This window comes from Nostoc sp. 'Peltigera membranacea cyanobiont' 213 (genome assembly GCF_002245975.1).
Taxonomy (GTDB): domain Bacteria; phylum Cyanobacteriota; class Cyanobacteriia; order Cyanobacteriales; family Nostocaceae; genus Nostoc.
In genome coordinates, this window is record NZ_NOLI01000094.1 from 14,742 (window position 1) to 31,458 (window position 16,717).

15 protein-coding genes and 1 pseudogene are annotated in these 16,717 nt (G+C 42.3%); 10 read left to right on the plus strand and 6 right to left on the minus strand.

Annotation, left to right across the window (positions count from 1 at the left end):
• Window positions 1–14: 14 nt before the first annotated feature.
• Complete coding sequence (locus CDG77_RS22665) at window positions 15–320, plus strand: hypothetical protein (RefSeq protein WP_143857075.1); 306 nt, start codon at window positions 15–17, stop codon at window positions 318–320.
• Window positions 321–357: 37 nt separating this feature from the next.
• Here the strand turns inward: CDG77_RS22665 and CDG77_RS22670 are convergent, their stop codons facing one another.
• On the minus strand, window positions 358–1,269 hold the full coding sequence (locus CDG77_RS22670; RefSeq protein ID WP_094331627.1) for a S1C family serine protease: 912 nt from the start codon (window positions 1,267–1,269) through the stop codon (window positions 358–360).
• Between the two features lie 221 nt (window positions 1,270–1,490).
• Here CDG77_RS22670 and CDG77_RS22675 point away from each other — a divergent pair, with 221 nt between their 5' ends.
• Complete coding sequence (locus CDG77_RS22675; protein ID WP_094331639.1) at window positions 1,491–2,330, plus strand: uroporphyrinogen-III synthase; 840 nt, start codon at window positions 1,491–1,493, stop codon at window positions 2,328–2,330.
• 166 nt (window positions 2,331–2,496) lie between these two features.
• Window positions 2,497–2,796 (plus strand): ferredoxin, encoded by a 300-nt coding sequence (locus tag CDG77_RS22680; RefSeq protein WP_094331628.1) that lies wholly within the window; start codon window positions 2,497–2,499, stop codon window positions 2,794–2,796.
• Between the two features lie 238 nt (window positions 2,797–3,034).
• Here CDG77_RS22680 and CDG77_RS22685 read toward each other — a convergent pair.
• A pseudogene (locus tag CDG77_RS22685) lies at window positions 3,035–3,253 on the minus strand (Hsp20/alpha crystallin family protein); the annotation flags it as partial.
• A 305-nt stretch (window positions 3,254–3,558) separates the two neighbouring features.
• Here CDG77_RS22685 and CDG77_RS22690 point away from each other — a divergent pair.
• A complete protein-coding gene (locus tag CDG77_RS22690; protein WP_094331629.1) occupies window positions 3,559–3,879 on the plus strand; it encodes a DMT family transporter in 321 nt (106 codons plus the stop codon).
• 134 nt (window positions 3,880–4,013) lie between these two features.
• On the opposite strand, the gene CDG77_RS22695 is transcribed toward CDG77_RS22690, so the two are convergent.
• From CDG77_RS22695 to thrS, 3 genes are all read right to left on the minus strand, one after another.
• Window positions 4,014–5,051, minus strand: a complete 1,038-nt coding sequence (locus tag CDG77_RS22695; protein WP_094331630.1) for a FecCD family ABC transporter permease — start codon at window positions 5,049–5,051, stop codon at window positions 4,014–4,016.
• Window positions 5,052–5,804: 753 nt separating this feature from the next.
• On the minus strand, window positions 5,805–6,260 hold the full coding sequence (locus CDG77_RS22700) for a hypothetical protein (RefSeq protein WP_223269922.1): 456 nt from the start codon (window positions 6,258–6,260) through the stop codon (window positions 5,805–5,807).
• Between the two features lie 367 nt (window positions 6,261–6,627).
• Window positions 6,628–8,463 (minus strand): threonine--tRNA ligase, encoded by a 1,836-nt coding sequence (gene thrS / locus CDG77_RS22705; protein ID WP_094331632.1) that lies wholly within the window; start codon window positions 8,461–8,463, stop codon window positions 6,628–6,630.
• A 440-nt stretch (window positions 8,464–8,903) separates the two neighbouring features.
• Between thrS and CDG77_RS22710 the strand changes: the two genes are divergently transcribed.
• From CDG77_RS22710 to CDG77_RS22720, 4 genes are all read left to right on the plus strand, one after another.
• Entirely contained in the window at window positions 8,904–9,221 is a 318-nt protein-coding gene (locus CDG77_RS22710) for a DUF2605 domain-containing protein (RefSeq protein ID WP_094331633.1), read from the plus strand.
• 300 nt (window positions 9,222–9,521) lie between these two features.
• Complete coding sequence (locus tag CDG77_RS22715) at window positions 9,522–9,851, plus strand: DUF2973 domain-containing protein (RefSeq protein WP_181154329.1); 330 nt, start codon at window positions 9,522–9,524, stop codon at window positions 9,849–9,851.
• Between the two features lie 332 nt (window positions 9,852–10,183).
• A complete protein-coding gene (locus tag CDG77_RS39140) occupies window positions 10,184–10,345 on the plus strand; it encodes a hypothetical protein (protein ID WP_219852068.1) in 162 nt (53 codons plus the stop codon).
• Window positions 10,305–10,688, plus strand: a complete 384-nt coding sequence (locus CDG77_RS22720; protein ID WP_219852066.1) for a hypothetical protein — start codon at window positions 10,305–10,307, stop codon at window positions 10,686–10,688. The genes CDG77_RS39140 and CDG77_RS22720 overlap by 41 nt, the downstream gene beginning before the upstream one ends.
• Window positions 10,689–10,965: 277 nt before the next feature.
• Here the strand turns inward: CDG77_RS22720 and CDG77_RS22725 are convergent, their stop codons facing one another.
• Window positions 10,966–13,251, minus strand: coding sequence for an amylo-alpha-1,6-glucosidase (locus CDG77_RS22725; protein WP_094331635.1), 2,286 nt, complete (start codon window positions 13,249–13,251; stop codon window positions 10,966–10,968).
• A gap of 812 nt (window positions 13,252–14,063) precedes the next feature.
• Between CDG77_RS22725 and CDG77_RS22730 the strand changes: the two genes are divergently transcribed.
• Window positions 14,064–16,073, plus strand: a complete 2,010-nt coding sequence (locus tag CDG77_RS22730; protein WP_094331636.1) for a DICT sensory domain-containing protein — start codon at window positions 14,064–14,066, stop codon at window positions 16,071–16,073.
• Window positions 16,074–16,242: 169 nt separating this feature from the next.
• Window positions 16,243–16,668, plus strand: a complete 426-nt coding sequence (gene psaD, locus CDG77_RS22735) for a photosystem I reaction center subunit II (RefSeq protein WP_094331637.1) — start codon at window positions 16,243–16,245, stop codon at window positions 16,666–16,668.
• Window positions 16,669–16,717 lie beyond the last annotated feature (49 nt).

Genomic DNA, 16,717 nt, shown 5'->3' on the forward strand with positions numbered 1-16,717 from the left:
TCGGGTTGGAATAATTGAGACTGTTGCAAGATATTAGTCAACCCAACTTTGGAAAGAAAATTCTGACAGTTCCGAGTTCAAAAGCTCAACGTCCGAGCAAAAAGGTCGAAGTTCCGAGTTCAGAAGCTCAACGTCCGAGTAAAAAGGTCGAAGTTCCGAGTTCAGAAGCTCAACGTCCGAGCAAAAAGGTCGGAGTTCCGAGTTCAGAAGCTCAACGTCCGAGCAAAAAGGTCGAAGTTCCGAGTTCAGAAGCTCAACGTTCGAGTAAAAAGGTCGAAGTTCCGAGTTCAGAAGCTCAAATGAATAGAAAATTTAGATAAATCTGACACAGCTAGTAAAATCCATTCCAAATGGAGATTATTCCTCCTTGGTAGGTCTTTCGCCAACTGCGATCGCTAACTCAATTAACACTCCACCCCGGACAATTTGCACGTTGATAGCTTTACCAATGCGATCGCTATTATTAAGCAGCGCTAGCACATCACCTGTATCGCCCACAGTTACGCCATCGAACGTTACCAAAACATCACCAAGCAGCACACCTGCATTTTCAGCAGGCCCGGAAGTCTCAACATTAACGACAATTACCCCAGTTGCAGAAGTTAAATTCAGAGAAGTTTTCAGGTTCTTTGGTAAACGTACAGGTTGCATTCCCACACCCAAGTAGCCTTTTGAAATGCGTCCTTTTGCTACTAATTCGTCAACCACGCGATCGACTGTAGCAGTAGGAATTGTCAAAGCAACGCCACGCCGCCCCGATGTATTCATCCCCACTACAAAACCAGCAGCATCTACCAGCGGCCCGCCTGCAAAACCAGAGTAAAGGGTGATATCTGGGCGGATGAATTGGTCAATATTTCCGCCACTCATACTTCGCCAAGCACCACTAACCACGCTCACCGCACCCATCGCCGCCCTTAAATCACCTTCGCTACCTCTTGCCAGTCCTAGTACCAGATGACCGACTTTCAGCGTTTTAGTATCGCCAATTTTTGCCACAGGTGTTTCTACATTTTCTAGTTTAAAAACAGCAATATCAGTGCTAGAGTCATGACCGATGAGTGTTACTGGTGCAGTGTGACCATTTGATAGAGTAACAGTAATGTCGTCATAGCGCTGGATCGACTCATCAGAGGTAACAATGATGCCATTCCGCCAGTGAATGCCACTTGGAGAAACACGAGTACCTGCATTAACTGCAACTACAGCACTCCCAGCTTCTTCTACGGTGTCAGCTAAACTGTTGGACAAAGCCAGTAATGAAGACATAAGATTTTTGTGCAAACGTTCTTAGATATTCATATCGTGCCGTTTTATCAACACAGATGACATCGGAAAAATGGGGAGAATTCACCCTAGAAAAATGGCTAGGTTTATATAGCAATTCGGAATCAAACGCACAGAAACAACAGGAACGAGATCCTCAACTTCTTAAAGAAGTCGAGGATCTGCGGATTGCAACGATCGCAAATAAAATGACAGATAAACAAATGCACGCTCAATCAACAGAAATTAACCTGCTCACTCCATCTAAAGACTTACCTCTATATGGCAAGAGAATTTTATTAACAGCACCGAGAAATTATGCTTACAGGTTATCTGAACAAATCATTAAACAAGGTGGTTTACCTGTTTTAATGCCTACTGTCGAAACCTGCTATTCATCTAACTACACTAAGTTAGATATTGCTCTAAACCAGATAGCCGATTTTGATTGGATTCTCTTCACAAGTAGAAATGGCATCACTGCATTTTTTCACCGGATGAATGATTTAGATATTCCTGTATCTATAGTGCAAAAATGTCAATTATGTGCTTTAGGAAAAGACGCAGAAAGCTTATTGTCTTTTTGTGGCAAGGTTGATTTAATCCCAACAGAATCTAGCCCAGCCGGAATTGTGGCAGAATTAGCGAAACTTCCGCAAATTCACGAAAAAAAAGTGCTGATCCCTGCCCCAGAAGTTGTTGGTTTGCCTGAACCTGATATCGTACCCAATTTGATTACAGATTTGCAGAAATTAGGTATAGAAGTAACTCGCGTACCCACATATATCACGCAGGGCTTAGACAAAAGCATCTACGGTATTGAATTAAACTTAATGCGTCAAGGAATAATCGATGTCATCGCCTTTAGTAGTACAGCAGAAGTAGAAAGCTTTTTGACAATGGTCAACTCGCAAAGCGATTATGAGCGTTGCATTATTGCATGTTTTGGCCCTTATACAACTGCTAATGCGCGGAAGTTGGGTATGAATGTTTCCATCGTGTCCAGGAATTATAGTTCATTTGAGGGATTTGCAGAAGCGATCGCAACATTTTTGTCTCTATGATTTCAGTAGAGAGTTTTTGGCCCCACTAACCCCTTAAGAATCTAGAAGATTCTGTATTACCCCACTCCCCACTCTCTCTTTTTATCTACCACATTTAACTCTAGACTAGTAGCACATAAACCCGTAGGATCAACAATGTAGTTCACATTTAACTAGGGATTGTTACATGGCAACTTATAAAGTCACATTAAAGACTCCAGATGAAGAAAAAACAATTGAAGTTTCTGATGATGATTACATTCTAGAGATTGCTAACGAAGAAAATGAGATGGACTTGCCTTACTCCTGTAACGCAGGTTCTTGCTCAACCTGCGCCGGTAAGCTGATTTCAGGTACTGTTGACCAATCGGATCAAAACTTCTTAGACGACGATCAAATAGATGCAGGATGGGTTCTTACCTGCGTTGCCAAGCCCACTTCTGACTGTGTAATCCAAACCCATCAAGAAGATGAGCTTAACGGTTAAGTTAAGAAAGGTGGATTTAAGAAAGAGCAAGTTTTGCCGGGTGCATTAGAACATTCGTTCTAGCGCACCTCAAATCTGAGGTAATGCCGGACTTTCGGCAATAACACACTCTAGAAGATTTCAAATTTTGCACTTTCCTAAGAAAGCTTTATGGGCTAAGTAATTCACACTAAAAAGCGCTCCCTTTTGGAGAGCGCTTTTTATTTGGTTTAATCAATAGCTAGCAGATATGAGGAAATTAGCTAGATCGTGCTAGATTAACTTTGACAACTTTGTTCTTTTCTTCTTCAGCTTTGGGTAGCGTCAGGTTCAAGATGCCATCTTTATAATCTGCTGTGACATTCGTATTTTGAATCCGGGCAGGTAAAGGAATTACACGTTGGAATTTACCGTAGTGGAATTCGCTCTTGATTACACCTTTATCTTCAGATTTCGCTTCAGACTTCCTAGTATTTGATTTTTTAAATCCATGTAGGGTGCGTTAGCGTAGCGTAACGCACCCTCCAAAGCTTATGGTGCGTTACGACGTTCCGTCTAACACACCCTACAGATACTTATATTTTTTTAAAAATAAAATATGATTAATATAGGATTTTACAACTCATTGATATTGAGTATAAGTTCGATTTACTAATCAAGTAGAAGAGATGGATTTATCATAATTAAGGTATTTCCTTAATTAATAATATTAAAAAAGCCTGTTGTATTTTGTTGCTTTCCTAGAGATAATAAAAGACTGTTAACAAAACCCTCACAAAAGATATGTCAAGCAGTTGGATATACCTTATCGCCGCAATCCTTTTTGAGGTTTCAGGCACAACTTGTATGAAGCTATCAGAAGGATTTACTAAAATAGTCCCTTCAGTCTTAATATTTATTTTCTATGGACTTTGTTTTAGTTGTTTGACCCTTGCTCTCAAGAGAATTGAAGTAAGTGTGGCTTATTCCGTCTGGGCTGGATTAGGAACTGTCCTGATTGCGATAATTGGTATCATTTGGTTTCGGGAATCTGCCACACTTATCAAACTTTTGTCAATCGCCTTAATAATTGTGGGTGTAATTGGCATAAATGCAAGTAAATAATTGAAACATTTATGAATCCAAGAAACTATCTTTGGATTCATAAATAAATGTGTAGATATGCAATATAGAGGACATGATATTAGGCATTGCCTCAAATAAAAAATACCTCGTCTATTTAAACATAGACAAGGGACTCAAAATTTATTAAATCCAGCAGAACGACGATAAAGTAACCAGATAAATAACGGTGAACCCAGCAACGCGGTGACGGAACCTACTGGTAGTTCAACTGCTCCTAATCTAGAGAGTAAATCTGCAAAAGTTAGTAACCAAGCACCTGCAAGGGCAGAAAGTGGCAAAACAAAGCGATGATCTGTACCAACTATGAGACGGACACCGTGAGGGACAACAAGACCAACAAATCCAATCAAGCCACTGATGCTGACTGCACCTGCGGCTAAGAGAGTGGCGACACCACCAATTAACAGGCGCGATCGCGTCAACGAAACCCCCAAACCCACAGCCAAATCATCTCCCAAAGCCAGCACATTAACCGATCGCGCCAGTAAACATCCCCCGATTAATGCAACAATAATGTAAGGGCCAGCCGTCGAAATTTCTTGCCAACCGCGTCCATTGAGACTACCAACCAGCCAACTCAGTGCAATTTGAATTTGACCGTCTTCAGCTAAAAGCAGTAATGTAGTTTGTACAGCGCCAAATAAAGAACTCACTGCCACTCCGCCTAAAATTAACCGCTCAACCGAAATTCCCGACCCCGCGCGACCGAGCAAAATAACGATCGCAGAAGTCAAAATTGCTCCTATCCACGCAGCTAAAGGAATTGCGATCGGGAATATTTGCCAGACAATCATCAGAATCACAACTAATCCAGCACCCGCAGAAATCCCCAGAATAAATGGATCGGCAAGACTATTACGTAACATTCCTTGCAGTAATGCTCCTGACATTCCCAAAGCTGCGCCGACAATGAGAGCCGCCGTAATGCGCGGGAGACGCAAATCCCAGAGAATTGTCTGTTTAACCGGATCGCCTTTGTGGAGTATGGCTTGCCAAAATTCCGACATACTTAAAGGTACTGCTCCTTGAGAAAGCGATAGCGCTAACGTTAGCACCAGTGCTGCACTAAGGAGTAAAACAGCCCAAAGTACGCGGTGTTGAGTAAAAATTGTCTTAAATGGTTTAGCCAAATTACGGTCTAGTCTTTTCATTAACTGTTATTCGTCCCTAACAAAGCTGCATTTACATATAGTTTCTCTTTGATGAGGGAGCCGGAGAGTAAAAAGTTGAGCCTCAGAAGCTCAACTTTCAAATTTTAACTCCCTCCTCTCACCCTGCTCCCACGCCTCTAAATATCAAGTTCGCATAATTAGTTATAATTCCCACAGTCATTACACCCCACACGCCAGATGCTCCACTTGGGGAAACCCCAAGACCGCGCTGGCTCCCCTTAAAAAGCTACGGTGTACACACAAGTCTTATAGAGTTGCCCCAGAGCCTTTTGATCCCCCCAACCCCCCTTAAAAAGGGGGCAAAAGTCTCATTAAAGTCCCCCTTTTTAAGGGGGATTTAGGGGGATCTCCAACGATTTTGGGTTTGTACAGAGATGTGTGTACACCGTAGTTAAAAAGGGGGGCAAAGTCTCTAAAAGTCCCCCAATTTATTGGGGGATTTAGGGGGATCTCCAACGATTTTGCTACCGACCAGAGGACTTTTAAAACATCCTCTAAGAATAATTTCTTGATTTAATTAAAATCTGACTTTTCACGTCATGTAGAAAAGCTAACGCTAAAGTTAACCCCTGAGCAAGCTTCCTTACTAGGGAATAGAAGCGACGTTTTCTAGATAAGAGTGAAAAGTCAGATATTGGAATGAGTGGAAAAAGAGATTGTGTCTAATCCTACCGCCAAGTAGAATCAATGCTCAGTTCACTTAGAACTAAGCTTGATAGATTGGCACAGGGATTAACCACGTCCCCAGTTGCGATCGCGCTCAAAACGAAAGTTACGATCGCGAATGTCGCGAAGGTTATTATCGCGGTCATTGCGGCGATTATAGTCGCGGTCATTACGGCGATTATAGTCGCGGTCATTGCGGCGATTATAGTCGCGGTCATTACGACGATTATAGTCGCGGTCATTGCGGCGATTATAGTCGCGGTCATTGCGGCGATTATAGTCGCGGTCATTGCGGCGATCGTTGTTACCAACGTTGCGAAGGTCGTTCTGGCGGTCATAATCACCATTTCTGTAGTGACGACTATGACGTTCGTAGTTACCATCATCGTTGCGTTGATAGCTGTAGTTATCTAACTCAGCAAGATAAGACGCTGGTGTATTAGCCCCAGCTTTTGGAGAAATAGCTAAAGCTGATGCAGATGCTATCAAGCCAGCCAGCAAAATAGAGGTAAAGCGGTTCATAATGTTTAGTCAAAAATTATTGACATTAATTGATGCAAGTCCAGTCTGTTTAGGAAGAGCAGATTCCACAAGTCTTTAAATCTATGCTATCAGTCTTGAATAAATCGGAAAGTTTTATTGGGTGCGGTAATTGAGAAAACTTTTGTTGTATGTGATACTTTCTGACTTTCCAAATCCCATGAAAAGTGAAAATTAAAGTGAGTATTTGAACTGGATAAATCCACCTCTGAACTCCGTTAACGAGTCTTTGATAATTAAATACGTTACGATCGCACCTTCACCAAAACCTACCAGCTAGACAAAACGCACACCAATTATAACTAGTGTGCGTCTGGGGTTATATTTTAGAAATTCTCAAGGTTAGATTTTAGAAATTCTCGAACTTAGCGATCGCATCTTTCATTTTATCCACCACCTCATCAACAGGGATAACTCCCAATTCCCCAGAGGCGCGGGTACGGATACTCAAGGTGTTGGTTTCCACTTCCTTCGCTCCTACAACAGCCATCACGGGTATTTTTTCTTTCTCTGCGTTGCGAATTTGTTTACCTAAGCGATCGCCACTGGTATCAACTTCTGCACGGATGCCCAACGCACGCATCTTCGCCACCACATCTTTAGCAAAGTCTAGCTGTGTATCACCCACGGGTAATAATCTAGCTTGCACTGGCGCTAACCATAAAGGGAAATCACCCGCATATTCTTCAATTAAGATCCCAATCAACCGTTCTAGGGAACCAAAAGGCGCACGGTGAATCATCACTGGACGTTTGCGAACCCCATCTTCGGCAACGTATTCCAACTCAAAGCGTTCAGGTAAATTATAATCTACTTGCACAGTTCCTAATTGCCACTCCCGATCTAGGGCATCACTAAAGATAAAGTCAAGTTTTGGCCCATAAAAAGCCGCTTCTCCAATTCCTTCAAAGTGTTCCATCCCCAAGGTTTCAACTGCACGGCGAATTGCACCTTCGGCTTTGTCCCAAACTTCATCTGAACCGATGTACTTATCACTAGCAGGATCGCGAAAACTCAGTCTAGCTTTAAAGTTTTTCAGTTGCAGCTTATTGAACACCGACAAAATCAAATCCACCACACTGAGGAATTCGCTATCTAGCTGTTCTGGGGTAACGAACAGGTGAGAATCATCCACAGTAAAACCGCGCACCCGCGTTAAACCACCCAATTCACCTGATTGTTCGTAGCGGTAAACAGTACCAAATTCCGCTAGTCGCATTGGTAGTTCTCGATAAGAGCGTAACTCACTCTTATATATTTGGATATGGAAAGGGCAATTCATTGGCTTCATAACAAAGCCTTGTTCCTGTGCAGCCGATTCCTCATCATCTGCCATTAAAGGGAACATATCTTCTTTATATTTCTGCCAATGTCCAGAGGTTTTAAATAAATCTACTCTGGCAATATGAGGTGTTACTACAGATAAATAACCCCGTTTTACCTGTTCTTGCTTCAGGAAGTCTTCTAAAGTACTCCGCAACAGAGTACCCTTTGGTGTCCACAAAGGTAAACCCGGCCCTACTAGATCGGAAAATATAAATAATCCCAGTTCCTTACCCAGTTTCCGGTGATCTCGTCGTAGCGCTTCTTCTTTGCGTCGCTTATATTCAGCCAATTGTTCTGGACTTTCCCAAGCGGTGGCGTAGATGCGCTGTAATTGGGCTTTAGTTTCATCCCCACGCCAATAAGCACCCGCAACACTTTCTAATTCAATTGCTTTTGGGTTTAATTCGCTGATATTTTCCAGATGAGGCCCCGCACACAAATCCCACCATTCATTCCCCAGGTGGTAAATCGTGATTGGTTCGTTTTTGATATCTGCCAGAATTTCTAGCTTGTAAGATTCCTTAATTTCCTGAATCCGGCGTGCGGCTTCTTCTCGGCTGACTTCTTCCCGAATTACTGGCAATTTGCGATTGATAATCTTCACCATCTCTTTCTTGATGGCTTTGAGATCGTTTTCGCTAAATGGTTCTGGACTATCGAAGTCGTAGTAAAAACCGTTTTCAATCCAAGGGCCGATTGTAACTTGCGCCTTGGGAAACAGCTTTTGTACCGCCATTGCCATTACATGAGAAGCAGTGTGGCGAATCTTTTTTAAGTTCTCCGATTCGCTGGTACGCGGTAAATAGATTTTTTCAACTTGTTCTGACTGTTGTGATTGATTTGATGAATTTGGCGACATTGGCTGCTGAACCGTTGGCGAGGTGATTACAAAAGGTGATTTATCTGAATCTGTAGGCTTACTCAACTATAACGACTTTGGTTTTTGCTTTTTTCAGCTTTATCTTCCAACTCCCGAATTAATTTCTCGCCAGGGATAATTTTAATCAGTTAGCTGAGTGGTAAATTCATGATTCGAGGCGTAGGCGTAGCGCGTCGTAGACATCGCTAAGTTACCTGATAAATTGCAACTAGGTGTCCGCTACCTCCCATCGATATATATAGATACTTACTAAAGGAACTGTACAAACCAGATAGCAAGACTATATAATAAATTCTGTGTTATTTGTTACATTTTGTTACGTTTTTCAAAATTATGAGATGAAAATAAATAAAAATAATGTTAAGAAACGTAAATAACGTTAATATTAGCTAAGAAAGTTGGAAATATCCTTCTCATTTATGTCAGACTCAAATTTACCAGGGACTGAGTTGCTGAAAACGGTTTTAGAACCTCTGCTAGAAGATTTTCAGCATTGGTTTACGCGATCGCGCCATTTACTCGAAACTGAGCAGTTATCATTTATGAGTGACCAAGAACAATCTGACTTGCTCTTACGTGTTAAACAAGCGCAAGATGAACTAAGTACGGCAAAGATGCTATTTACTGCTACTGATAAACAAGTCGGGATTGATATGGCAACATTAATGCCTTGGCATCAATTAGTAACTGAATGCTGGAATGTCGCAATGCGCTTTCGTCAAGGGCGTGAAGTCTAAATAGATGGGAGCATCTGTTAAATTTCCGCAGACTACTTAGCAATATCTAACGAAAAGACGCTAAATCAGTCATCACAGAGATAGTACCAAAAGCTTAACAATTTCTTAACATTATTTAGATTAACAAAATAATGTATCCTATGCTACCGTAAGTGGAATAACGGTTGACAAATAGCTTCATATAGATGTAAGCGCATAAGAAGTGCTTAGAATGCTCGTCTTAACTGTGACTCACAGTATCGGCGAAATAAAGAATTACAAAATAAAGTTTTAAAAATTGCTGTTCTGGAGGAAAATCCAATGTTACATCTGCTTTACATTCTTGCTTTTACAATCCTTGCATTTATGGCTGTTGGCAACTTAATTCGTAACCTGATTATGTTCAGTTTCGATCGGGAGCGAACTTACCCCACGAATTCCTCGCCAATGAATAATCAAGGTAACTACGGTTATTATTCATCGAAGAAACGGTTTGTACCCCATCCAGAGTTATTAGATAGCGCGGGCAACTTAATTAAAGAGCCGCTTTTGGTAATGCGTTCGATTAACGTTGAAGATGCGCGTCAACATCTTGATGCACTTTACGAAGCATCTCCAGGACGTAAGAGTGAAAATTCTGAAGAAGCATAAAATTTAGGACTTAGGAGTTTGGGTGTAAATTATGGTTGTTTTACATCCTTAACCCTTTTTTTAGCAGAAATTTATTACCATTCTTGAATCGGAATTTGATTAACCTAACATTCAAAAGTTAATCCTAAAGTCGTATGGTATTATTTATCAGGTTGAGGAAGACAATAAACAGCTAAGTATTTTAAGGTTCTGGCACGCATCAAGATTCAGTCCTGAATTCTAACTGTAGGTTTTTACAACAAAGTGTATTGACAACGTAAATACATCTTGCCTAGACTATGAGGTATAGATGTCTTTTTCGTGCTTAGTAGGTTACTAGCGTAGTTATTGAAGTGAAGTCACGCTCCTCACTTAAATCTTCTTCTAATCAATACTTAGGTAATTTAGCTAAAGCAGTAGAAAAACATCCTGGTTGGAGATTTGAATTTAGTAATGACCAACCCGGAGGATATAATGTATTCTCTGAAAGCAGAAGGTTCTCTTCAAGAACATGAAATAGAATCACAGTTGGAAGTAGCAAGGCAACTTACAACGCAACATCCAGAATCAGCTATCTTATATTCTTGGTCTTTGGTAGAAGCAACTTTGAGACTTATTGCCCAAAAGGAAGAGTTAAGTTTAGAAAGATTTGATCCACTCTACTTAGTGAAGCAATTAGCAATTGAAGGTGTAATTTCAAAATTTGAGTATCAGTTACTAATGAATGCACTCCTATTACGTAATTCTATTGCTCATGGCTTCAAAACTACAGAACTTACACAAAATTCTGTATATGAATTGATAGAGCTTACAGAGCAATTATTGAGAACTCTACACACTAGCGATGAAGCAAAATAACACTACGTTGGAGTGGATGCAAAAAGCCCTGTGCTGAATTTCAGGTCATGCTTAGAGGGTGTTTGAAAAGTATTTCACTGTGATTTTAGGCACTTTTAGATCCCCCCTAACCCCCCCTTAAAAAGGGGGGAACCGGAGTCAAAGTCCCCCTTTTTAAGGGGGATTTAGGGGGATCTAAAACTTTTGATACCGACAAGAGGACTTTTCGAACATCCTCTTAGATCGATCGCACCAATCATAAAATAGGGAGTAGAACGTTCACCACTCCCTACTTTTTCTATGCTTCGATAACTACCCGCAAATTGCCCCGTTTTTTCGCAACACGACAAGCAGTCGTAGTCCCAGAACGCTCGAATTCTAAATCGAGGATGGTGGGGCCGACTCGCAAATTATGAAATGACAGGCGATTAATCGATTCTGGTAAAGCGGGGTCGATTATTCGCAAGCAGTTATTTTGAGCATCAGGTACTAAGTTGACCATCATTTGCAGCAGTTGAAAGACACTACCAGTAGCCCAAGCTTGGGGAGTGCAGGCAACTGGATACTGCACAGGGGCATTATCGCCGTTCCGTTCGTAACCGCAGAATAGTTCTGGAGGACGTTGGTAAGGCTGCCGACTAGTCATATCGAATAAACCTTGGAAAAGTTCTAAGGCTTGATCGATCAGACCCAGCGATCGCAATCCCATTGCAATCAGAGCGTTATCATGGGGCCAAACCGAACCAGTGTGATAACCCATTGGATTGTAAGCGGGTGACAAACTACTCAGGGTACGAATGCCCCAACCATTAAACATATCTGGCGCTCGCAACCGCTCTGCTACACTATAGGCTCTTTCGTGGGTGAAAAGACCCAAATGCAGACAATGACCGGGATTTGAGGTAATACTGTCTACTGGTTTGCCATCTCCATCCAAAGCCAAGGCGCAGAAATCTTGGTCTTCCACCCAAAAATCTCGATTAAAACGAACCTTCAGACTTCTAGCCTCTTCTTGCCAACGATCTGCTAAATCAAGGCGCTTTTTCATCCTCGCTATTTCTGCTAGGCGCATTTTTGCAGCATAGACGTAAGCTTGCACCTCACAAAGGGCAATTGGGCCGTTAGCTAATTCTCCCTTGTGGTTTACAATGCAGTCGCCAGAGTCTTTCCAACCTTGGTTAGCCAGACCGCGTTTAGATATACGGAAGTAGCTGAGGTAACTGTTTTGTTTAGTATTGCGATCGATCCACTCCATTGCTGCTAGAGCATTGGGCCAAAGTAGCTCTAAGAGTTCTTGATCGTGAGTCCAAGCATAATGTTCGGCATACAACATTAGCCACAGAGGAGTTGCATCAACAGTACCGTAGTATGGTGTATGGGGAATTTCTTGACAACGAGCCATTTCTCCCAAACGTAACTCGTGCAAAATCTTACCCGGTTCTTCTTCGCGCCATTCGTCGTCGAATTTACCTTGGTATGTCGCCAGTAATATCAGAGTCTCTTTGGCGATTTGCGAGTTTAACATCAAGGTTTGGGAAGCTGTAATCAGCGAATCCCGCCCAAATAGCGTAGAAAACCACGGCACTCCCGCCGAAACAGTCTTATGCTTACCAAAAGACTGGCGCAACAAATACATATCTTGCTCGGCCCGCTCAATCACTCGATTGAAGGTGCTTTTATCTGAGCTAATGCGGGTAATTTGCTGTACCCAGTTTTGCTCCTCCATCAACTCAGCAGCTTTCGCCTGTCCTAATGTAGTGGCGGCGCTTACGGTTGAACTAGATTGGTTATTTTTCAACATATTCACCCGATAACCCAGTTTTTGGGTTTCGTGAGAAGCCAACTCTAGCTGCCAAACCGCAGTGTAACCCTTGAAATAGTCTGGTTGCCGATGCTGGAATAAAATCCGAGATTCCATCACAGATCCATCCAAACCTTGATAGGCAAGTGTTAAGGATTCTTCCCTAAAAGTTGATGGGTCTTTGGGTACTGATGAAACGGCATCAATGATTCCTTCTTCCGTCGTCGGTTCTACTAGCCGTAAAAGCCTACCTCGTTTTTCTCTGTCATAACCCCTGACTTCAAACAAATCAACAAAATCTGCATCGAAGCTAAGGCTTAGTTCAAAATTGACAGTTGTTGTGCTGTAGTTAGATATCTCTATTTCTTCAAATAGTGCGCCATTGAGGACTATTTCTCGCCGAATTCCGATAGTTTCGGCTCTGAGGCGTTCGTCGATTTTGGGGTTAGTACACAAAGCTGAGAGGGAAAACCCTTTTTCAGCAGTACTACTGAGAAGTACAGGCGATCGCCCTTCAATTTGCAACTCCAAGCGATTCAGAAATCTTGTATCACAACAAAACAGTCCCATACTGGTGGGATTGCCATCATTGAGGGAACAGCCAGAAATATTCCCGATAGTATCTGTCACAAAAAATAAATCATCATCTTTAACCGTCAGTGTCGGTTGCGATCTTTCACTCACAACACAAGGCCACTCCGGGATAGGTAATTGTTCGGCAGGAATAAAAGTTTTTCCATCCAGGAAAATTTTTTCCGGGGTCATTAGCGTATCCGGTGTCATTAGCCAAAGTTCCGCGTACAGGTTGTAGATTTTTGTGGTATTTGGAGAAAAAATCCGCTCTCTAAAAACTTGTTTGAGCTATTCTAGCCAAAATAATTCTTATGTCCTGCTGAAAAAATAGCAGCACTCAAATCCATATAAGTAAATATTTATAAATTTATATTGTACTAAGTCTAAACTCAATACAGGAAGCTGGGATTTTTAGATAATTCTCTGGTCGTTGAATTTTCTCAAGATACGATATATATAATATACTCAGCGAAAATACGAAATTTCCGCTTCTTATTGGGTAAAGAGAGTATTTCTTCCCTAAACTATTATATGATTTTGTCTTGAATATCTGTGGTGTTTAATTAGACAAACTTGCGATCGCTAATTGATTAATTTACTTTAATCAATAATTATGGATTGAATTATACGGCAGTAATGGTTTTTGGGTAAGAAAATTTATTTAGTTGGTGTGAATCTCAAGTGGGCGATGTCTACGCCGACGCATGAAGTCTCAATTATCGGTGGTCGTTTGTGAAAATAAAGTCAAAAAGATATAGTAATCAGTTGTCTTGGTACTTAAATTTGCCAGATTTTACCTGTGCAAGCATATTTCCAAGTTAGTCAAGAATGTATATTGAGCGTAGTAGGTTGTCAATCAACAAATCAATTTGGTAACAAAATGTTGCGCCTGCTTGGGCGAAAAGCGCATTTTAGCGTTCTTTACATATTGCAACTCTCTATTTAACTTGAGAGTCCCTTGGAATTTGTACAATGCAGCTGTGACGTGGATCTGATCGAGGTTGAGCGTTTAACAATAATTCATGAGCATTTCGACTTCTGTGCTGAGCGATCTGCTAAAGTCCCTACCATACTTGCGGCCCCAGCTATATTTTAAGGCTTCACTAACGGCGCTCTCCCACGCGATGGAAGATCAAGTTTTGGCTGCGACTTTAGCCCAACCCCTTGTAATTGCTAGTTTTCAGCGAGAGCGATTCTACCGCCAAGAAGCTCATCGCTATCAGCGACTTGCCTTGCGAAGTAACCAAATATACGTATTATCTGCTCCAGAAACGGATTTTACCAACAGTTCGGAACACTACGAAAAGATCGCTTTTGAACCAAAGGACGGTTTAAGTCATGAGTGGCATTTGGTAGTGATTGCTGACAATTATGCAACTTGTCTCGTTTGTCGAGAAAGCCTTGGTTCTATTGCTAAAAACAAGCAACTACCAGAACTAAGCCCTAATCTGGATATAGATACAGCCCGAAGATTTGAGGGAGTTTGGACATCGGAAAGGGGAGTTAGCCTGAAAGCAGCCGAATTGCTGTTAGACAGGATTTTGGTTTACAGACCCGAACTGGCAAATAAAATTGAGGAGGCCCGTCAGAGGTTTGGCATCGGACAGCCGCGAAGCAACTCTGGAGCAGAACAGTTTAACGAATATGCTTGTGACATCGATACAGATCCCTTTGTGCAGCGCTTAGTAACTTATTTGCAAGCTAGTCAGTACAAATTGCACAAAGCCTACCGTTCCATTGCTGCCCAAGCACGAAAAGAAAGATTAGTCAACTCAATTAGTACTGCGATTCGGCGATCGCTCGATCCTCATGAAGTTCTCCAAGTGGCGGCACAAGAATTAGGACAACACCTAGAAGCTTGTCGCTGTCTAATTTACCGCGCTCAAGCCACAGATAGCCAAGCGATCATTGAACACGAGTTTTTGAATCCTGGTATTTTATCGGTTCGTGGGCAAACTTGGGAATTAGAGAAAAATTCCCTCTTTCAGGACATCGTGCAACAAGGCGAGGGTGTTTGTATTAGCGATACACTAAATGACCCTCGTGTGAACAATTCCCCAGGACTTTCCTTGATTGCCAAAAAGTTTGCCATTCGTTCTTGGCTGATGGAACCGGTATTTTATCAGGGGCGATTATTGGGCATTGTGGAATTGCACTACTGCCGAATGCCACCGCACGAGTGCCAACCTGGGGAATTAGATTTGGTAGAAGCGATCGCCACCCAAGTAGGAGCAGCCCTGATCCAAGCGGAAGCCTACGCTAACCTAGAAGAACTTAACCAACAGCTAGAAGCCCTAGACCGCACCCGCAGTAACCTAATAGCCATCACTGGACACGAACTGCGTACCCCCCTATCCACCATTCAAGTGTGCTTAGAAAGCCTCGCTAGTGAGCCGGATATGCCCTTGGAGTTGCAGCAGATTATGCTCAACACTGCGCTTTCTGACTCAGAACGGATGCGAAAATTGGTACAAGATTTCCTCACACTTTCCAACTTAGAAAGCGGTAGAGTGCAATGGCATCCAGAATCTCTCACTTTACAAGAGTGTGTGGATTTAGCGCTCAGTCGCAATCGCCCCCGTTCCTCAACGGAAAAACCACCAAAAATCAAGACTCAAATTTCCGAAAACCTACCTTTGGTGAGGGCTGATGGTGATTGGCTAGTAGAGGTACTAGCAAAACTCATGGACAATGCTTGTAAATTTACGCCCTCTGAAGGAGAAATCACCATTAAAGCGATTTGCAACAGCCATCAAATGGTCGAGGTGACTGTGGCTGACACTGGACGCGGTATTGAGCCGAATCGTTTAGAAGTCGTTTTTGACCGCTTCTATCAGGAAGAGGGAGCGCTACGCCGCACCACTGGCGGAACTGGACTTGGTTTAGCTATTTGTCGTCAAATTGTTAATGGCTGGGGTGGAAAAATTTGGGCAGAGTCAACTGGCAAAGATCGGGGTAGCCAGTTTCACTTCACCATCCCGATTGTTCAGAATAGCCATGAGGAAAAGCGGGCAAAAGTCAAGAGTAAATAGGTATTAGTCCTTTGTCGATTGAGCATGGGGCATTGGGCATTGGCTTTTAAAAAATGACAAAGGACAAATGACTAAAACACTAAAAACTGTTACAGTCTATAACGCGATCGCAACACGACCCTGGTTGCAGTGTTAGGATTCCCTAAAAACGTTGAGAGAATCATCTTTTATGGCAGAAACACTCTCTGGACAAACCCCACTATTTCCTGGCAGCACTGGTGGCTTGCTAAAGAAAGCAGAAGTGGAAGAAAAGTACGCTATCACTTGGACTAGCCCGAAAGAGCAGGTATTTGAATTACCTACAGGTGGTGCTGCTACTATGCGGAAAGGTGAAAACCTGCTGTATATAGCTCGTAAAGAATATGGCATCTTTTTGGGCGGTCAGCAACTCCGCCGGAAATTCAAAATCACAGACTACAAAATTTACCGGATTTTACCCAACGGAGAAACTACCTTACTTCACCCAGCTGATGGTGAGTTCCCCGAAAAAGTGAATGCAGGTCGTGAAAAAGTGCGTTATGTCCCACGCAGCATTGGGCAAAATCCCAATCCATCACAACTCAAGTTTAGTGGTAAAGCTACCCACGACGTATAGGGACTAGGGACTGGGGGTTGAGGACTGGGGCTTCCAGCTGTTGGTTAAG